This window comes from Bacillus sp. B19-2 (assembly GCF_022832475.1).
GTDB lineage: Bacteria > Bacillota > Bacilli > Bacillales > Bacillaceae > Bacillus > Bacillus paralicheniformis.
In genome coordinates this window covers 673,321-692,893 of the sequence record NZ_JALHKQ010000002.1, presented here as the reverse complement: position 1 = coordinate 692,893, position 19,573 = coordinate 673,321, and the positions used below count along the sequence as shown (strand labels likewise).

The window sequence follows — 19,573 nt, the reverse complement described above, 5'->3', positions numbered from 1 at the left end:
TTTTATTATACCGTTCTTTCCGTCCGGAACATATAGACTTCGGCTCCATGCAAAAAAAGATTGTAATTTATGACATTGAGAAATATAATGCTAAATGATCAGTCTTATCATCATGTCATCAGATGACTGAGTGAGACTTTGAACAAAGGGGGAATTGGAGATGGGATGGACGCAAGATTATACTCCATTGGGGAACAGTTTGCTGCTTTCTTCGCTTGCAGCGCTGATACCGATTTTGTATTTTTTCTGGGCTCTGGCAATCAAAAGAATGAAAGGGCATACAGCGGGTGTGACGACTTTGCTGATTGCGCTCGCGCTGGCCGTTTTCGTATACGGCATGCCTGCTCATCAGGCTGTGATGTCGGCTTCGCAAGGGGCGGTTTACGGGCTGCTTCCGATCGGCTGGATCATTGTGACTTCCGTTTTTTTGTACAAGCTTACAGTCAAAACCGGTCAATTTGAAATCATCAGGAGCTCGGTATTGTCGATCACAGATGACCGCCGTTTGCAAGCACTTTTGATAGCGTTTTCATTCGGGGCGTTTTTGGAAGGAGCGGCAGGCTTCGGCGCCCCTGTCGCAATCTCGGCCGCATTGCTTGTCGGCCTCGGCTTCAATCCGTTGTATGCGGCGGGCATATGCCTGATCGCCAACACGGCGCCTGTCGCTTTCGGGGCGATCGGCATCCCGATTATCGCGGTTGAAGGGCCGACGGGGATTCCTGCGATGGACATTTCAAAAATGGTCGGACGCCAGCTCCCGTTTTTATCTGTATTTATTCCGTTTTATTTGATTATCATCATGAGCGGCTTGAAAAGGGCTTGGGAAGTGCTGCCGGCGATTCTCGTGTCGGGTGTCTCTTTTGCCGTTACGCAGTATGTAAGCTCAAACTTTCTGGGGCCTGAGCTCCCGGATATTTTGTCAGCCATCGTATCGCTTATCGCGCTCACTGTATTCTTAAAATTTTGGAAACCGAAAACGACATTCAGATTTTCACATGAAAAGGAAATGGCCGCTGCCGCGGAGGCGCAGCAGCTTGAACATCAAAAGGCTTCATACTCGGCGGGGCAGATTTTCAAGGCGTGGACACCGTTTTTGCTGCTCACGGCAATGGTCTCCATCTGGGGAATTCCAGCTGTCAAACAGGCGCTGACAGGCCATTACGAAGGGGCAAATCCACTGCTGCTGTTCATCAATGACATCGGCGGCAGGCTGACGTTCGCGCCCGGTGTGCCATTTTTGCACAATCAAATTCTCGATGGCTCGGGAAAACCGCTTGAAGCTCTTTATAAACTTGATCTCGCCGGATCGGCGGGAACGGCGATCCTGATTGCCGCCGTACTGACAAAGTTTGTCACAGGCATGCCTTGGAAAGAATGGGGCGCCGCATTTACAGATTCGCTGAAAGAGCTCGGCAAGCCGATATTAACGATCGCTTCCGTCGTCGGTTTTGCCTATGTCACCAACTCTTCGGGCATGAGCACAACACTTGGCATGTCCCTTGCGATGACGGGTTCCATGTTCGCATTCTTTTCTCCCGTTCTCGGCTGGCTCGGCGTCTTTATAACCGGTTCAGATACGTCGGCCAATTTGCTGTTCGGCAGTCTGCAAAAAGTGACGGCACAGTCGGTCGGAATGGAGCCGGTGCTGTCTGTGGCGGCCAACTCTTCGGGCGGCGTCACAGGAAAGATGATCTCTCCGCAGTCGATTGCGGTCGCCTGCGCAGCTGTCGGACTGGCAGGAAAGGAATCCGATTTGCTGCGCTTTACACTGAAACACAGTCTGTTTCTTCTGTTCCTGGTTTGCACGATCACGTTCCTGCAACATCACCTGTTTGCGTGGATGATCCCGTAAAAAAGAGCCGCCGGCGTTCGTGCCGGACGGCTTCTTTATTGATATCTCTTTCTGACAGACGAAGGCAGTATATTGAGCTGATCACGGTATTTGGCAACGGTCCGCCTCGATATGACGACGCCGTGCTTTTCGTTTAAAAGGTCGGCCAGCTTCTGATCTGAAAGCGGTTTCATTTTATTTTCTTCATCGATCAGCCGGCGCAGATGCGCTTTGACTGTGTGACTTGACGTATGTCCGTCAGCGGCGTCCTTTACCTTCGCCGAAAAAAACCGTTTAAGCTCGCACAGCTCAAAAGGCGTCTGCACGATTTTCCCTTTGACTGCGCGGCTTACAGTTGATTCGTGAACGCCGAGGGCATCGGCGACCTCTTTTAATGTGAGCGGCTTCAGTTCGTCTTTCCCTTTTAAAAAATAATCTTTTTGCCGCACCATAATTTCCGTCATCACCCTCCGCATCGTTTCCCGTCTTTGCCTGAGGGCATTGTCGAGCCATTTCCACTGCTTGAACTTATCAGAGATATAAACGGTCGCCTCGTCTTTTGACTGACGCTGCAAAAACGGCTCGTAAAACGCGTTAAGCTGGATGTCGGGAAATGAACGGCTGCTGAGCTCAAGCACCAATTTTCCATCCTCTGCTGAAATGATGACATCAGGCTCGAGATAGACTTCGCCTTCTTCCGTGCCATACATCAATCCGGGACGCGGCGACAGTTCTGCGACAAGATCTTGTATGTCCTGAAGCTCTGAGAGCGAAAGGCCCGATCTCTCAGACAGCTCTTTCCATCCTTTTTTGGCAAACAGATCAAAGTATAGGGAAATGACTTTCTCCGCTTTTGCCGTCTCCTTTGACAGACGCTTTAATTGGATCAGGATGCATTCCTGAAGCGACCGCGCTCCGATGCCTGCCGGATCAAGAGTCTGCAGCTTGCCCAAGACTTCTTCCGCTTCTTCTCTGGTGACAGCCAGCTCGGAAGCGATAAAGGCGATGTCTTCTGTCACATATCCGTTTGGATCAAGGGATTCGACCAAGTAGCTGAAAATCCGCTTTTCCCGGTTTGACAGCCGGAGATCGAGCGCTTGCTGTTTCAAGACGCTTTTGACATCTTCACGGGAATGCGCCGTCTCAGAGCGGCTCATTCCTTCATTTTGCAAATGACGATTCGTTTTATGGTAAAATGATCGGGGAATATCGGGGTCTTTTCGTTCGATCAGGGGGTTTTCCAATGAGAGTTCGTCAATCCGGCTGTTCAGCTCGGCCGACGAATACTGAAGCATATGAATGGCTTGGGCAAGCCCTTGCGTCAAGTGAAGTTTTGCCGTTTGCTGCTGCTGTACATGCAAGTTCATCATATCTCCCCTCCCACTATTAGTTTACACGATCGGTTCCGTACCGTATAGACTTAAAAAAGGAGTGTTACCATTGACAGAACTTTTTTCTGTGCCCTATTTCATAGAAAATTTTAAAACTCATATTGAAATGCATCCAAATGAGGATAAAATTCACGCGATGAACAGCTACTACCGTTCAGTCGTGTCAACGCTTGTTCAAGACCAGCTGACAAAAAACGCGGTCGTTTTAAAACGGATTCAGCATTTGGATGAAGCCTACAATAAAGTAAAGCGCGAAGAAGCATAGCAAAAAAACCGCCTGTCATACGTGAACAGGCGGTTTTTCTGCTTCTTCCGGCTTGTTTTGAATCAGTTCTGTACTCGGGATATCCTTCATCCATGTGTTGTAATAATTTGCGTTTTTTCCGTAAGAGTTGTCAATCACGACGTTTTCTTTTCCGAGCAGGCACGATAAGATGTGGCCGTGCAGCCTTGAAGTTACGACAGATTCATAGCGGCTGAAAAAACGGATGGATTTGTCGACGAGGCTGTCCGAATAGCGTTTCCAATAAGAAGCGATCGGCAGCGGATTGCCCGCTTTTTTGTTGAGGACATTGATCGTCTGCAAGCGTTTGATTCCGCGTTTGTCGCCTTCTGACAAGATGACGTTCCAATCGTACGTATCCGGCTCCCCTGTTTTCTGCAGGCTGCTGTTTGCTTCTTTGTCGGTTCTGATCAACCGCAGAACGGACTCAGAAGGCTTTTCGGCAGGTGCCGCGATCGGCCAGAGCTGGTGCGCCATGTCGGGCATCATTCTGATATTTTTCACCCCTTCGAAATGCTTGAGGGCAAATTCGAATGATGCCTTTTCCCGCGTGAATAAGTGCAGATCCGGGTGAGCCGCCAAAATGCAGCGCGTTTTTTTTGCATTTTCTTCATGTTCATAATAAATTGACTGCGGCAGAATGACGATCCGGTTGTCCGGGTAATGTTCGACCACCCGTTCCCTGAACTGCTGAAAGTGAGGGTACAAATCGCCGAAATTGCCGCCCCCCTGACAAACGATGATGGCGTCCTTTGGAATGCGGCGGCCCGGAATAAAATTCTCTGCATTCCATCTTTCGCGCACCTTGATGCCGTATGCTTCAAAAAAAGCTTCCGTTCCTTTCATGATCAATAGGTCCCCGACGTTTCCGTAGAGCGGGTAGTCCAAGTAAACGACTGATGAATGCCTTGGGATGACATCCAAAATTTCTGCCAGCTTATGCTTTAAGCTGTCCATGGAATATGTAATCGCCATGTGTTAACACCTCATTTATATTTAATCCGGTCGGCTACGATTTGAATCACCCGATCCTGCTCTTTTTGCGTCATGCTTGATCCTGACGGCAGGCAGAGTCCGCGCTGAAATAAGTCGCAGCAGACTGAGCCTTGGTCATCGTGCGGATAAAAGGCCGCGCCTTTAAAAAGGGGCTGTCTGTGCAAAGGCTTCCATAACGGCCGGGCTTCAATGTTTTCATTTGCGAGCTGTTCAATGATGTCCGCCGGTGTTGTTTGTATCTTTGCTGTGTCAAACGTTAATGTCGTGAGCCAGCGGTTTGACATGCCGGCCTCAGGCATGAATTCTATACCTTCGATACCGGCGAGCGCCTCCTGATAGCGCTCGAAGATCGCCCGTCTGGCGTGTACCCTGTCATCCAGGACGGCGAGCTGAGCGATGCCGATTCCGGCCAGGACATTGCTCATCCGGTAATTGTAGCCCGCTTTTTCGTGCTGATAATGAATGGCGGGCTCACGCGCCTGAGTGGCTAAAAAGCGCGCCTTCTTCAAAGCGTCTTCATCATCGCTGACAAGCATTCCTCCGCCTGATGTGGTGATGATTTTGTTACCGTTGAAGGAATAAATGCCGAAGCGTCCGAAAGTTCCGCTTTTTCTGCCCTTATAAACAGAACCGAGCGATTCGGCCGCATCTTCAATAACAGGCACGGCAAATCGATCGCAAATCGCCATAATCTCATCCATTTTCGCGCTTTGGCCGTACAAGTTGACGACGATGACGGCTTTCGGAAGAATCCTGGCCCGCTCCGCTTCGTCGAGCGCCCGTTCAAGCGCCTCGGGCGACATGTTCCATGTATCCCGTTCAGAATCGATGAAAACCGGTTCAGCCTGTTCATATATAATCGGATTGGCGCTCGCTACAAACGTAAAGGAAGAACAGAAGACCGTATCGCCGTTGCCGACGCCGAGTAATTTCAACGCCAGGTGGATTGCGGCTGTTCCTGAGCTGACTGCCGCAGCCCCGGATGTCCCCGCATAGGCGGCAAGCTTTTTTTCGAACGTATCGACAAGGGGACCGAGCGGCGCGATCCAGTTTGTCCGAAACGCTTCGGCTACATAGCGCTCTTCGTCTCCGCTCATGTGCGGCGGGGATAAATAAATTCGCTTATTCTGACTCATGTTTTTCACCCTTTTTACTGCTGTTATTTGATCTTTCTTGCAGGGACTCCGACAGCGGTACAATCATCAGGAATGTCGTGAATCACGGCTGATCCCGCTCCCGTCACGCTCCATCGTCCGATTGTCTTTCCGGGAATGACCGCCGTTCCCGCTCCGAGATGAGCGCCTTCCATAACTGTCACGCCGCCGGTTAACACCGTTCCCGGCGAAAGATGAACGTAATCGCCGATCCGGTTGTCATGTTCGACGATCACACCTGTGTTGACAATCGTGTGGATGCCGATGTGGGCATCCGCTTGGATAACGCTCGACGCCATGACAACGGCGCCGTTTTGAATCCGGGCCGAACCGCTGATCACGGCGGATGGATGAATCAAAACCGCATACCGGTCAAGCGGAAGGCCGAGGCGTTCATACAGCTGCTGTCTGAGGTCGTTTTGACCGACAGCCAGGACGAACTTCGCGTCCGGATGCAATCGCGCAATTTCTTCTGCGGCGCCTGAAGGCCCGCGATACAGACCGTTCTCGACATGAAGCTCCGCATACCGGTCATCGAGAATACCGGCAAGCACCGTATCGGGCCGCGCTTTTACAAGATCCCGAACGACTTTCCCATGGCCGCCGGCTCCGATGATCACCACGTTTTCCATCAGGCATTCCTTCTCCCCGTAAATTTTTCTGCTGTCACATGCCGGTCCTGGCTGACGCCTTCCGACTTCAAGACTTTTACGACAGTCAACAAAAGGATTTTGAGATCAAGCAAAAAGGAACGATGATCCACATACCAGACATCAAGTTCAAACTTTTCCTCCCATGTCACTTTATTTCTCCCGTTGATCTGCGCCCAGCCCGTGATGCCCGGCTTGACTTCATGCCGTCTCCACTGCCGCTTCGAATAGAGGGGAATATACTCCATCAAAAGCGGCCGCGGCCCGACGAGGCTGAGGTCTCCTTTGATGACGTTGATCAGCTGCGGCAATTCGTCAAGGCTCGTTTTTCTGATCAGCCGCCCCGTCTTTGTCAGCCGTTTTTCATCGCTTAGCAGATGGCCTGCTTCATCTCTTTCATCAGTCATTGTTCTGAATTTATATAATGTAAAAGGCTCGCCATTCAGCCCCGGACGGGTTTGGCGAAATAATACAGGCGAGCCGATTTTCCATCTGATGAGGCAAGCTGTCAGGATCATGGCCGGACTGAGCGCGACCAGCAAAATAACCGACAATGCAAGATCGAAAAACCGTTTCGCTAGCACGAAAAACGCACCCCTTTCTTTTATTTAAAAAATCCCTTTTGAAACGGGAAAGATAAAGAGCATCGAAATGCTTGCAGCCTCGTTATGACAGTATGCCGTTCCGCTTTCGTCAACGTGACGAAATAGGCAAACAAGCCGTATGCCCCCGTCGCAGCCAGCGCCGTGACAAACAGAGACAGCAGGCTGTCGACCGCAAATAAGTATTGAAGAGCGTAACAGACAGCCAAGGTAAATGAAGCGCCGGCAACCGGCCCGTATATGCCTTTATAAAAGACCCTTTTTCTTTCACCCGTAATCTTTGACGCATAAATCGGAGTGAAGACGACATTTTTCAGCATTAAAGCTGCCGCACCGGCCAGCGCAATTCCGTAAAGGCCGAGTCCCGCCGGTCCGCTCAGCACGATGGCAAGCAGCAAATTGACAACGCCGAAGGCAACCGTGGTCAGTGCCGGTGTTCTCAGCTTGTTATAGGAGGTAAAGATATAAAACAGCGGCGCCGGGCTTAATGAAACAACCAAGTAACCCGCATGTATCAGTAAAAGCCATTTCAAATGTTCGAATGAAGGGCCGAGCCACAGCGTCAGAAACGGGCCGGCAAGCCCGCCCAGAAGCGCCGCCGGCAAAGCGAGCAGAATGCCGTTAAACCTGACGGCCTGGTTGGCATAGCGGACGAGCCCTTCTTTGTCGCCTTTTGAATAATAGAGTGTAATCGTAGGTGAAAATACGGCCGCAAGCGTTCCCGAAAGCGTCCGCAATAACAGCGGAAACTGAATGATCGCCGCGTACATGCCGGATTCGGAAACCCCCAGCATCACATTCGCCACCATTAAATCGATTTGCAGAAACAGCAGGACGCCGACTTGGCTAACGGAGCTCCAGCCTCCCGCCTGAAGCAGTTTTTTGCACTTTGCAAACGACATATCCCTCACCCGAAAGGTAAACCATGGGATCAATTTCTTAAAGAAAAAGATCGACAGGATGCACGCCGAAGCGGTTGCGATAAGAGCGGCGAGCTGAATGTGCCAGATCTTCGGCGCAAAGCACGCGAAAATCAATAATACGCTCAAGACGCGAATCAGCATTTGGACGGCCTGGATCGTACTTGTAATATAGATTTTATTGGCAAAAAACGGACCGGCGGCAAATCCCGACATCACAAAGGTCAATAAAAACAGCAGACTCCCGATCAAAAGCGCGATCTGCACATCTCCCAAAAGACCGGCGGGAACGCGAATGATCTGATCGATAAAAAACACCGTGCCGCCAAGCGGAAAAAACAAGATGATTGAAAGCACCAGTGATGAAACGATGTAGGTATTCATATAGCCTCTCGCTTCATCAAGCGCCCCCCTGTGAGCGGAAACAGAAAAAAACCTGACAACGACCGCGCTCAAGGCGACCGTAATAATCGAAAAATAATTGATCATATTCTGCGTAAGATGGACAAATCCAAACGCCTCAACACCGAGGTTCTTGATGACATAAGGCGTCAGCCACATCGAAAACAGCACCGATAATAAAAAAGACGCCACATTGGCGCCGAGATTCAAAACAAATGTCTTATTCAAAAGGCTCATCCCTTACTGGGCAGATTTCGTTTAAAAAACAATTCGAGCAGGAACGGAATATTCAGCTTGCAAAGCAATAAAACGAGCCGCTGGCCGATTAAAAGATTGCGGTTGCGGAGAGACGTTGATTTGACACACGACTGCACCATCCGGTAAGACAAAATATCTTTAATGTGCCGCCTCACCTGCTTTGAAGGCTTCGGTTCCGCACAGGCATTGGCTAAAAGCATCGGAATTTGATGTTTGCATGTGTATGTTTCCAGATCGTCCGCACATTCATCCAACAGCTGAAACGTCTCATAGAATCTCCTTTTCGCCCGGTACTGCCTTTTCAGGCTTTCATCCATGTACGGTTTAAACGGCACCTCCGTCAGGCTATCCGGATTGCATCTGTACATGTAGTAACCGTCATCAATCGCCCTCACCCGTTTCGCTGCATAAAAGGCGTACAAATTGAACGGCGAATCCTCGGCAAAACGAATGTCCTCAAAAAAGTACAGCTGGTTTTTCTTCAGCAGGTCGCGCCTGTACAAATTCCGCCACACATACCAGATGAAGCGGGTTTCGTGCGCCTTTTTGAGCTCGCGTTTAATATCCCAGCTCAACAAGAGGCGATCGGTCGGCAGCGGCGGCGGGAAATAGGTGTCTTCCACATCGGAATGTTTATGATACCCGCACATGACGATATCAAGGTCGTCTTTTTTGGCAGCGGCGTACATGTTTTCAAACATTGCAGGCAATACAAAATCATCGCCATCGACAAACCCGACATAATCTCCTGTCGCGGCTTGAAGACCGGCATTTCTCGCTGAGCTCAGCCCGCCGTTTTTTTTATGAATCACTTTCACTCTGGCATCCAGGCTGCAGTACTTTCTGGCTATCTCTCCTGATCTGTCGGGAGAGCCGTCATCGACAAGGATGATTTCAATATTTTTCAGCGTCTGCCTGCGCAGCGAATCGACGCATTCTTCTATATAATCTTCGACATTGTACATCGGAACAATGATACTGACGAATGGCTTCATTGGACATCACCCATAATTTTCTGTCTTAAATCTGTGAAATAATGCTCCCTTGACGGGGTCTCACGATACGATTCACCGGTCTTGATCAGCTCTTCGATTGCGCCGAGAACCTCCCCCGCATCGGGATTTTCCACAAGCTTCATCGAAGGAACGCCTTTCAGCCAGCGAAAGCCTTCAAGCACTTTATGATCAAAAGAGCGGATCACAACGCACGGCGTTCCTGTAATCGCGCAAAAAATCATGCCGTGCAGCCTGTCTGTCACGACAACCTCCGCACCTCTCAGCTGATCCCAAAGCCGATTGAGCTCCTTCTTGCGAGACACGCGGCTGACCCTCCTGCCGATCGTCGTTGTAAAAGTTTGCACGGTGCCATATTCGTCGCCAACAGCCTTCAGCAGCTTTTCACGCTCTTCCGGTCTGAGAAAGCTTTCTTTATCCTCCCTTAAACAAACGAGCACACCGTCTCTTTCAGACTGCTGTTCTTTCTTTAAATAAAGCACCATATCAGGCTGTTTCACAATCGTTTGCTTTGAAAAATGCCTTTTCATAAATTGATAGGTTGTATCATCGCGCGCCATCATAAACAGCCGGCGATGAGAGTTGTAGATTTTTTTCGCTCTTTTCAGCTCCTTTTTGCCGCGAGGCGTCTCGGAAAAGTGCGCGGTTGCCGGGAGCTGGACAATTTTATAGTGCTTGAATGTTTTGATAATGAAGCGCCTCGTCCATTCCTCATTGCGGTACAAATCCCCCATGTTTCCTCCGCCGATGATGAACACCATATCCTCGGGGTGGCGGATGCGCATGAGCGCTTTTGCATGTTTGTAAATATCGTTGATGCCGATTTCAATTAATTCAAAATCGGGAAACTCGTTTTCTATGAATGTCCGGCTTGCCAGGGCAATCGCGTGATCTCCCAAATTATCATGGGACGGAATTAAAGTCAGAATGATTTTTTTCTTGCCTTTGTATTGATCAAAACGCTTTAAACCCGGTGTCCCCATCACATATTCAGAAGGATATTTCACCTTGAGCAAAAGCCATTCTGCAAGATTGATCTTCAGTTCCTGAAAGGTCATTTCCTCACCGCCTATTTCTTCATTCTGTGCTCGATCATTTTCTGGTAAATGGCTGCAAATCCATACACTGCCGGCATCAACCGCAAGCGAATCAGCATAAGGAGCAGCTTCTTCTTCGAATCGAATGCCGACATGTCCACCGCGGGGATTTTCCCCCTGAATTCCGGACAGGCGCATATGCTGCGGATATTTTTATATTTTTCTATTGAAGGATTTTGGTTTCGGCTCTTGCATTCATTTAAAATACTGATGCAGCCGTGGTTGACGATAAAGACGTGCAGCGCCTCCTTTAAAGCCGGAAGCTCTCCGTGCTTTGTCAGGCAGTCGAGGTTGGCTTCATAAAGAGCGAGCCCGTCTTCAAACAGCCCCGCCTGATACTTTTGGACGATGGACGACAGGTGGACCCTGTAATGATAAAGGGGCTTAGTCACGAACGCCGCCGTATTCGCATATAAAAGGCATCTGAAGCTGAAGTATTGATCTTCGATGTTTTCCAGCTCGTCGCGCAGCGGGAAAACGAGCTTATGTCGCTCAATCAGGCTCCGCCTGTAGAGCTTGTTCCAGGAAAAGCCGCTTACTTGACCCTTTAATAAAGCTTTTATGAATGCCTCTTTCGGCTTTCCTTCATAGTTTTTCCCGATGTCCGGGCAGACCGTTTTTCCGGTATCCTGAATTTCGACGGCATAATCACAGATGACAAGGTCGGCATCCCCATCCTTCGCTTTTTCATACATAGATTGGCAATAGTCCGGCTCAATCCAGTCGTCGGAGTCGATAAATGCCAAGTACTCGCCTGACGCCGCTTCGATCCCTTTATTGCGGACAGCGCCGAGGCCCTGATTCTTCTGCTGAATCGTTTTGATGCGTCCGTCCTTTTGGGCGTAATGATCAATGATCTTCTGGCTTCCGTCTGTTGAACCGTCATTAACGATAATGATTTCGATATTTTTTAAGGTCTGGCTGATCAGCGACTGCAAACAATTCGGCAAAAAAGCTTCTGTGTTATAAACAGCGACCAGTAGACTAACTGCTGGATTTTCCAATGTGATGACTCCTTTGTCGATATTTTCACAAGACCTAAACGGCCTATTCCGCTATTCAACGTTCAAAAATCGTTCTGTACGGCAATACCGACGAGTCGAACGGCATGAGCATAAAGCTGTATAAGAAGTAACAGATCAAAATCAAAACATACAGAAGCGCGTTCGATTTCGGTTCGAAAATCCGTACAAAATAAGGAACGAGAATCAGCTGATAGAGCCCGAAATAAATGTTGAACCTCGCAAAAATGACATCCTTTGTCGCCAAAATTCCGAACAGGAAGCCGATCAGACAAAGGTTGACGATATAATCGACTTCGGGCCAGCGCTTTCTGAGCTGCTCCCTGAAGCAGAATGCAAGTACGAGCGGGAGAAGAAGAACGACGATTTTAATGGCGTTCATGCCGTTCGTATTTTTCATCAGCCATTCTTCGTAATGTCCGTATTGACTGTTTTCAAGCACGACAAGGAATACGGACAGAAATTTTTGATACAGAAAAGTCCCCGCCAAAAATAAAAGCATGAGACACCAGAGGACAGGCGACCATGCTTTTCTTCTGACGATGAAATAGACCGGAATCATGATCAAAGCCGAAGAATGAAAAAGCGAACAGATCAGCACGACGATCATATAGCGCACCAGCTTCCCATCGATCAGATATCGCACCGCCCAAAACAGAATGGCCGCCGCCATGTATTGGCGAATACCGTTAAACGAAGCGTAGTAGTGAAACATGCCGATAAAGAGAAACATGCTCAACTCAAACGGTCTTCCATACACATAAAGCGTCTTGACGATATAGATATAGGTAATCGCGGCAACGACGGCAAACATGAGCGCCGGATCAGCTGAAATCTGGTTTAATATCCATAAGAGTGCGGTAAATCCGGGATCTGTCGACGACTTGTCTGTTCCGAAACCGAAGATCTCCCAAATGCTGTTGTATTTTCCGGCTAATTCGTAAAGCAGCATATAAGTGTGATAATCCGTTCCGACCTTGTATCTTAAGCCGGCAACGATAATTAAAGACGCGAGCGGAACGACGGTGAGGAGCGCATTCGGACGGTAGCCCGTCGGCAGCCTGTGATCTTCCCTGCCGTACATTTTCGCAAACCATGACCAGATGAAAACAATCCCCATATTCAACATATAAACAGCCATACACTCACTGTCCTTCTGTCGCGGAGATTGAATAGATGTCCATCAGTCTCGCCAAATTTGCTTTTGCATCATAGCCTCTCTCTGCCAGGCTTCTCTCAATCTCCGGCCATGCGGGCTTTTTCGCCTGAGCAGCACGGCTGATATCCTCAGCCCACCGTTCAAAACCGGCATTTAAGCTGAGACGTTTCAGCAGGCCGAGTCCCAAATCGGTTTCCTCCGTAATGTGATCTGACACAATACAAGGAAGCCCTGATGCCTGCGCTTCGACGAGAACGAGGGGGAGCCCTTCAAACAAAGACGGCATGGCAAATACATCAAACGTCCGCATGAGAGCCGGGATATCTTCGACGACGCCGAGAAACAGAATGTTGTCTTTTACACCGAGAGCGGCGGCTTTTTCTTCGATCTGTCTGCGCAGCGGACCGTCACCTGCGAACACCGCTTGAAAAGGCGTGCCCGATTTCTTGAAATGAGCGGCAAGCCCGAGCAGAAATGCGTGGTTTTTCTGTTCAAAAAAACGGCCGACATGTCCGATCACCAATGCGTCTTCCTTGATGCCGAAGCTCTTTTTTGCATCCGTCTTTGAAATGCCGTTCGCTTCTTTGAACCTGTCAAGTTCAATCCCGTTTTGCAAAAGATGGACCGCGTTTTTGCCCATCTTTTTTCCGCCGAATAAAAAACGCCCGGCATCTTTGCCGCAAGCGCACAGAGCCGTAGCACTGGAGAAAATCAAACGGCGGAATGCAAGGAGCTGCCATGTATCCCAAAACCGGGGGTTAGACTTCCAGGCCGTGTTGTGAGAATGACAGACCCTGACCGGAACGCCGGCGAGCCTGGCCGCCAATGCGGCAAACCCCGTCTGAAAATCCGTATGGGCGTGTACGGCGGCATACGGCCCTTTCTCAACCAAAATCCTTCTGATGTTTTTGATGTAGGCGAGAGGCCCCGACCGACCGATGCTCGGTACATAAAACACCCGGCCGCCGCGCGTGATGATCTCCGGATCATAATCGCACGTTTCTTCCCGATGGGAAATAAAATCAAATTGAATATGCCGCCTGTCTGTATGGCGGTATATATTCATAATCATCGTCTCCGCCCCGCCGCGGTTCATTCCGCTTACGATGTGAAGCACCCGTTCTGGTCTCACGCTTCCGTCATTCATGTTTTACGACCCCTCCGCCTTCATTCATCAATCTTCTTTTATGATATTTGTTCATGATAAAAGGAGGCATGACCCCCCTGATGATAGGTTTCATCATATAAATGTAGTCTGAGAGCGGCAGCTTCAGCCGTCTGCAGGCGGCAAAGACGATAAACGCATTGTCAATCGAGTAGCTGAACTTTCTCCTTTTAAACGCCGATTCGTCTTCCCTTACTTTGTATAAAGCTTCCTGAAGGTTATAGCCTGTGTAGCCCGCTTCAAAAAAACGGAGCCACAAATCGATGTCTTCCATCCTTCTTGTTCTCCGGCCGACCCGATAGCCGTCCAGCGCCTCGTACACTTCCGCTCTCATCATGATCGTCGCATGGCAAAACGGCGTTCCTTTCGCCATGATTCTCGGCCCGGGAGAGGGAGGAAGCATTCTGACGCCTCTGATCCCGTTTTCGTCAAAGGCCATCATTCCGCTGCCGACGACATGATAATGAAATTGTGATTCAAGAAACGCGACTTGTTTTTCAAAACGCCTTGGCAAAGAGATGTCATCTCCGTCCTGGCGCGCGATATATTTCCCGCTTGCGTACCGGAGACAGTGGTTTAGCGAAGCTGCCAGCCGCTGATTCTTCTCGTTTTTGATCAGCTTGATCCGATCTGCGTAATGATCAGCATACCGCCTGGCAACAGCATATGTCCCATCTGTCGATGCATCGTCGCATATAATCAGTTCCCAATTTTTATAGGTTTGCTTTAAAATCGACTCGATGCTCTCTGCGATCGTGTCTTCACAATTGTAGACTCCCATAATGACAGAAACTTTCGGCTTTTGACCCCCTGTCATCCTTTCAGCCTCCTTTCAACTGTTTCATGATCCATAAAGGAAGAGTAAATGTCCGCCATTTCTTTGACGGTGCGCTGCTGGGAAAAAGCGGCGGCCGTTCGTCTCCCCGCGTCCCCCATCTTTTTTCGCAAAGAAGGCAGGCGATACAGCTGCAAAATCCGGTCGCTGAACGTTCCGGCGTCTCCCTGCGGAATCAAAAATCCGTTCACGCCCTCTTGAATGACTTCCCGGTGTCCGCGGTTGTCCGCTGCAACGGCGGGTTTACCTGCAGCCATTCCTTCCAGGAGGTTCATGCCGAGCCCTTCCCTGATGCTTGAAGCGACAGACACATCGGCAAGCTGAATCCATTCGTGGATGTTTTTTTGAAAACCGGCAAATGTGACGGTCGAAGAAACGCCTTTTTGTTCAGCGAGACTTCGGTATTTTTCTTCCATCTGCCCTTTTCCTGCAAACACGAGCTTTAAGTTCGGGGCTCTGTCTTTTAAAGCAGCCGCCGTTTCGATGAGCAGCGCCTGGTTTTTATTCGCGTTCAGTTCCGCGGGATATATGAGAATAAAGTCGTCTTCTTTGAAACCGTATGTTTTCCTGAGCAGCATTTTCTCTGTTTCGCTGACAGGGTGAAAGCGCTCCGTATCGACGCCGATGCCGTGGATTTTTTCTGCTCGCAGCGCCTTGTGCAAGCCTTTTGCAAGGACGAAATCTTCTTCATTGATCGTAATTAGGCAATCGGTCAAAGCAGACAGCCCTTTTTCAATCGGATAGTACAGCAGCCAATTCTTTAAAGGTGCACCTTGGCAAAAGTGAAAACCGTGAGCGGTATAGATCACTTTCGTTCCCTCTTTTCTCTGTTTCCGGGCCGCAAGCCTTGCCAGCACGCCTCCCATCGGCGTGTGGCAATGAATGATGCTGTACCGGTTTTCGTCAATGATGCGCGCCAGCTCCCGATAGGCAGCGATATTGCTCGCATTCAGAGGAGAACGCCTGATGTCGATATCAAATTTTTTGTCTGTATAAGGCAGTGTCATATCTCCTTTTGCGGCGATATGAACGTTCCATCCCTGCTCTTTAAACCATTTTAAATATGGGAGGTGGAAGGCCTTGAAATGGTAATCCACAGTAGCGCAAAACAAAACCGTTCTTGTCATGTTCTTCCCCCTAGTGCGCTGTCACCAGCTTTTTCTCGTGCTGGCCGATCGCTTGGAATAAGCGTTCTCTCAGCTCGCGGTCTGACAAATACATAAATTCCTCCATGAATGTCTTCAGCACCGTCAACTCGACGTCGACCGCCTTGCCGATATGAATCTTCGGAAAAACCTGCTCTGCCAGCACTTCATTTTGATTCAGCAGCTCTTCGTACATTTTTTCTCCCGGGCGGATGCCTGTAAATTCGATTTTGATCTGGTCTGTCGTATAGCCTGAGAGCTGGATGAGATTTTTGGCGAGATCGACGATTTTGACCGGTTCGCCCATATCGAGCACGAAAATCTGTCTTCCTTTGGCAAGCGCCCCCGCTTGAATAACCAGCCTTGAAGCTTCCGGAATCGTCATGAAGTACCTCGTCATGTCCTGGTGTGTGACAGTGACCGGACCGCCTTTAGCGATTTGTTTTTTAAAAATCGGAATGACGCTTCCCCTGCTGCCGAGAACATTTCCGAAGCGGACAGCGACAAATTTGGTTTTGCTCGTTTTGCCGAGATTCATGATCAGCATTTCCGCGAACCGCTTCGTGGCCCCCATGATATTGGCGGGGTTGACCGCTTTGTCTGACGAGATCAGGACAAAAGTTTCCACTCCGGTTTCGTCGGCGGCTTCAGCGACGTTTTTCGTACCGAGGATATTGTTTTTGACAGCTTCTTTCGGGCATTTTTCCATCAGCGGCACATGCTTGTGTGCAGCTGCATGATAAATGACATTCGGTTTGTAGCGTTCCATCAGCAAAAACATTTTCTCTCTGTCCTGTATGTCGGCGATTTCCGGATAATAGGCGACATGCTTTCCGAACTTCTCCTGCAGTTCCAGCAGAATCGAATGAATGCTGTTTTCTCCATGCCCGACTAGCACAATCGATTTCGGTTTAAATTTGCTGATTTGCCGGCAGATTTCCGATCCGATTGAACCTCCGGCCCCCGTCACAAGAACGACGCGGTCCTTGACCGTATTGGAGATTTCGCTTGTATCAAGCTGGACAGGCTCCCTTCCGAGCAAATCTTCCGCTTTGACATCGCGAAGCTGGCCGACAGGATGTCTGCCAAGCAAAATTTCGTCTATTTTCGGCATGATTTGCGTTTTGACCCCCGTTTGCGCACACGCCTTGTACATGTCCTGCATCTGAGTGACGCTTAAAGATGGAATGGCGATGATGATTCGGTCAATATTCCACTGCCGAACCGCCTGCATGATCTGCTCTTTTCCGCCTAAAACGGGCAAACCCATGATTTCAAGCCGGTATTTCGTTTTGTCATCATCGATAAATGCGACGGGCTTAATGTTCAATTCCGGCTTTTGCACAAGCTGTTTTGCGATCAAACTGCCGGCAGAGCCCGCTCCGATAATAAGCGCTCTTAAAGATCCTTTGCTTTCTTTGTTCACCTGTTCCCTGATGATGCGCCACATCATCCGCGACCCGCCGATCAAGATCAGCTGGAACAGCCAGCTTAAACATAAAAGGCGAACCGGAACGTTTTGAAAGAAAAACAGTTCGAGGACCGCCGTCACTAGATGTGACAAGGTAATCGATTTAAGCAGCACATATAATTCACCGATGCTTGCGTACTCCCACACTTTTTTGTAAAGGTGGAAACAATGGGCGAATAAATGCTGAGCGCCAAGCAGTATCAGTGAAGTCATCAGCAGCATTTCCGAAGGGTATAAATCATATGATGGCGAAATCAGCTGATATCCGATAAAGATGGACAGCAAAACCAAGTACGAATCGAGTGCGGTAATAATGGAAAGCCTTCTCCGATATGTCAATTTCCTACCTCCTAATGTATCTTTCTAGCTGATAGGATCTTTCAGGCCAAAATCCCATGAGCTAAAAAGATACGGGCGATTTTCAAATTTAAACCGAGCACGTACATCAAATAAAAATGGGCATTTAACCCGTCCTCACGCCCCGCCATCGACGACTTGCGTCTAAGGCAGACGGGTAGTCTGCCCACGGTAGAGCCGAGTGCCTCCATCGGTAAAGGCAAGGAGACATCACCTAAAGCGGTTGCAGCCGCTTCATAAGATTACATAGTTGCGTAATTATACTGACGCGCTTTCTTCACTTTCCGCCCGTTCAACACGGCGCCGAGCAGTTCGCTTTTTGAAGAATTCAGCGCGTCCCGCGACTTGATCGCGTTATCAAGCTTTGTTTTTCCGCTGAGGATGACAAGGATGCTTCCATCCACTTGGTTCGCCAATATTTGCGCGTCTGCGACCGGCAAAAGCGGCGGCGAATCAAAGATGACTAAATCATACTGGTTGTACGCTTCTTTAAGCAGATCCTCCATCGCCTGCGACGACAACAGCTCGGACGGATTCGGAGGTATCGGACCGCTTGTCAGCACATGGAGATTTTCTGCCTGGCTTTGCTGCACGACATTTTCCAGCGTCGTTTTTTTCATCAATACGTTTGTGACGCCAGAATGGTTATCGAGCTCAAAAATTTTGTGAATCGTCGGCTTTCTTAAATCCGCGTCGATCAGAAGGACCTTTTTTTCCTGTTGCGAAAATACGACCGCCAAGTTTGAAGCCGAGAATGATTTGCCCTCTCCCGGCAGACCCGATGTGATGAGCAATGACTTAAACGGCTTCTCAAAGGATGAGAACTCAATGTTCGTCCTGATCGTCCGATATTGTTCGACGATTGGCGCGTTCGGCTGATGCAATGCGACAAGCGCCGATTGATATTTGCGAGAGCGTTTTTTTCTAATAGCCAAGCGGCTCACTCCTTCCTGCTTTCACACGGATATTCATATCGGGGTCTCCTCGAAACAGACTTTTTGTATGCTTCATTTGCTCAATACTTCCCAAATAAATAAATCCCGCTTCCTTTTCGACTTGCGACGGCCTTGCAACCGTATCATCGATAAAATCCAAAAAGAACGCCAAAGCGATTCCGGTCATTAATGCGGCGCCGAATGCCAGCAAAATATTCATTTTGTAATTCGGTCTGACAGGAGTCGGCGAATCGACGATGTCGGCTTTTGAAAGGACGGTTATCCGATCGGTGTTCATAATTTGCTTAATCTCTTTTTTGAGCACCGCTGTTAGCGTGTTCGCTATATCGGCTGCCCGTTTCTGATTTTCATCTTGAACTGAAATGTTAATAATCTCTGATTCGCTTTCACTGCTCGTTGCGATTTTTTCACCCAACCGGCCGGCAGAGTAAGGTAAATCAAGCTCTCTCTTGACTTGCTCCAAAATCACCGGGTTCTTTAGAAGTGCTTGGAATGTCCGCGTGTATTGCAGGTTGATTTGAATATCGCTGTACGTGGCACTCCCTTTTTTCTCTCCTACTTGATGCACCAAAATCTGCGTCGATGCCTGATAGACAGGTGTCAGCACATAGAACTGAATGATTCCGGTCGTCAATGTTACACCTATTGTCAAAACGAGAATAAGAACCGTTCTTTTTCGCAAGATTGCAATCAGTTCTCTAAAATCAATATTTTCTTTCATGCTTGACTGCCTCCTCAGGAATGCCGTTTGTTAATGATTGGATTATAAAAGAAAAAATTTGAATTGAAAAATGCTGAATTTAGCTATATAGTTCTTTTTAGAGAACAAATCCGTTCGTTTTCTTTCATTTTCTGTCGATATCTTA

18 protein-coding genes are annotated in these 19,573 nt (G+C 48.9%); 2 read left to right on the top strand and 16 right to left on the bottom strand.

What is annotated here, in order from left to right; translation table 11 throughout:
- Positions 1–160: 160 nt before the first annotated feature.
- Positions 161–1,852: an L-lactate permease gene (locus MST20_RS10625; RefSeq protein WP_165428151.1), complete on the top strand. Its 1,692-nt coding sequence runs from the start codon at positions 161–163 to the stop codon at positions 1,850–1,852.
- Positions 1,853–1,887: 35 nt separating this feature from the next.
- Here MST20_RS10625 and rpoN read toward each other — a convergent pair whose 3' ends face one another.
- Positions 1,888–3,201 carry an RNA polymerase factor sigma-54 gene (gene rpoN / locus MST20_RS10620; RefSeq protein WP_243942061.1) on the bottom strand — a complete coding sequence of 438 codons (1,314 nt, stop codon included), beginning with the start codon at positions 3,199–3,201 and terminating at the stop codon, positions 1,888–1,890.
- A 70-nt stretch (positions 3,202–3,271) separates the two neighbouring features.
- Between rpoN and yvfG the strand changes: the two genes are divergently transcribed.
- A complete protein-coding gene (yvfG, locus tag MST20_RS10615; RefSeq protein ID WP_003185491.1) occupies positions 3,272–3,487 on the top strand; it encodes a protein YvfG in 216 nt (71 codons plus the stop codon).
- Between the two features lie 15 nt (positions 3,488–3,502).
- Here the strand turns inward: yvfG and MST20_RS10610 are convergent, their stop codons facing one another.
- From MST20_RS10610 to MST20_RS10540, 15 genes are all read right to left on the bottom strand, one after another.
- Positions 3,503–4,480 (bottom strand): polysaccharide pyruvyl transferase family protein, encoded by a 978-nt coding sequence (locus MST20_RS10610; protein WP_243942059.1) that lies wholly within the window; start codon positions 4,478–4,480, stop codon positions 3,503–3,505.
- A gap of 11 nt (positions 4,481–4,491) precedes the next feature.
- Positions 4,492–5,637 carry a DegT/DnrJ/EryC1/StrS family aminotransferase gene (locus MST20_RS10605; RefSeq protein WP_243942057.1) on the bottom strand — a complete coding sequence of 382 codons (1,146 nt, stop codon included), beginning with the start codon at positions 5,635–5,637 and terminating at the stop codon, positions 4,492–4,494.
- 23 nt (positions 5,638–5,660) lie between these two features.
- Positions 5,661–6,287 carry an acetyltransferase gene (locus MST20_RS10600; protein ID WP_243942055.1) on the bottom strand — a complete coding sequence of 209 codons (627 nt, stop codon included), beginning with the start codon at positions 6,285–6,287 and terminating at the stop codon, positions 5,661–5,663.
- A complete protein-coding gene (locus MST20_RS10595) occupies positions 6,287–6,889 on the bottom strand; it encodes a sugar transferase (RefSeq protein ID WP_065644296.1) in 603 nt (200 codons plus the stop codon). The genes MST20_RS10600 and MST20_RS10595 overlap by 1 nt, the downstream gene beginning before the upstream one ends.
- Before the next feature lie 20 nt (positions 6,890–6,909).
- Positions 6,910–8,466, bottom strand: a complete 1,557-nt coding sequence (locus MST20_RS10590; RefSeq protein WP_243942053.1) for an MATE family efflux transporter — start codon at positions 8,464–8,466, stop codon at positions 6,910–6,912.
- A complete protein-coding gene (locus MST20_RS10585; RefSeq protein ID WP_243942051.1) occupies positions 8,463–9,482 on the bottom strand; it encodes a glycosyltransferase in 1,020 nt (339 codons plus the stop codon). The genes MST20_RS10590 and MST20_RS10585 overlap by 4 nt, the downstream gene beginning before the upstream one ends.
- A complete protein-coding gene (locus MST20_RS10580) occupies positions 9,479–10,558 on the bottom strand; it encodes a polysaccharide pyruvyl transferase family protein (protein WP_243942049.1) in 1,080 nt (359 codons plus the stop codon). Before MST20_RS10580 ends, MST20_RS10585 begins: the two co-directional genes overlap by 4 nt.
- Before the next feature lie 11 nt (positions 10,559–10,569).
- Positions 10,570–11,601 carry a glycosyltransferase family 2 protein gene (locus tag MST20_RS10575; RefSeq protein WP_243942047.1) on the bottom strand — a complete coding sequence of 344 codons (1,032 nt, stop codon included), beginning with the start codon at positions 11,599–11,601 and terminating at the stop codon, positions 10,570–10,572.
- Positions 11,602–11,656: 55 nt separating this feature from the next.
- Positions 11,657–12,760, bottom strand: coding sequence for an EpsG family protein (locus MST20_RS10570; protein WP_243942045.1), 1,104 nt, complete (start codon positions 12,758–12,760; stop codon positions 11,657–11,659).
- Positions 12,761–12,764: 4 nt separating this feature from the next.
- Positions 12,765–13,925, bottom strand: a complete 1,161-nt coding sequence (locus MST20_RS10565; RefSeq protein ID WP_243942043.1) for a glycosyltransferase family 1 protein — start codon at positions 13,923–13,925, stop codon at positions 12,765–12,767.
- A complete protein-coding gene (epsE, locus tag MST20_RS10560) occupies positions 13,918–14,760 on the bottom strand; it encodes a glycosyltransferase EpsE (protein WP_243942041.1) in 843 nt (280 codons plus the stop codon). The genes MST20_RS10565 and epsE overlap by 8 nt, the downstream gene beginning before the upstream one ends.
- Positions 14,757–15,905, bottom strand: coding sequence for a glycosyltransferase family 4 protein (locus MST20_RS10555; RefSeq protein WP_243942039.1), 1,149 nt, complete (start codon positions 15,903–15,905; stop codon positions 14,757–14,759). The genes epsE and MST20_RS10555 overlap by 4 nt, the downstream gene beginning before the upstream one ends.
- A 10-nt stretch (positions 15,906–15,915) precedes the next feature.
- Entirely contained in the window at positions 15,916–17,733 is a 1,818-nt protein-coding gene (locus tag MST20_RS10550; RefSeq protein WP_165428163.1) for a polysaccharide biosynthesis protein, read from the bottom strand.
- Positions 17,734–17,993: 260 nt separating this feature from the next.
- Positions 17,994–18,686 carry a CpsD/CapB family tyrosine-protein kinase gene (locus MST20_RS10545; protein WP_171866312.1) on the bottom strand — a complete coding sequence of 231 codons (693 nt, stop codon included), beginning with the start codon at positions 18,684–18,686 and terminating at the stop codon, positions 17,994–17,996.
- Positions 18,676–19,428 (bottom strand): YveK family protein, encoded by a 753-nt coding sequence (locus MST20_RS10540; protein WP_165428165.1) that lies wholly within the window; start codon positions 19,426–19,428, stop codon positions 18,676–18,678. Before MST20_RS10540 ends, MST20_RS10545 begins: the two co-directional genes overlap by 11 nt.
- Between the last annotated feature and the right edge of the window lie 145 nt (positions 19,429–19,573).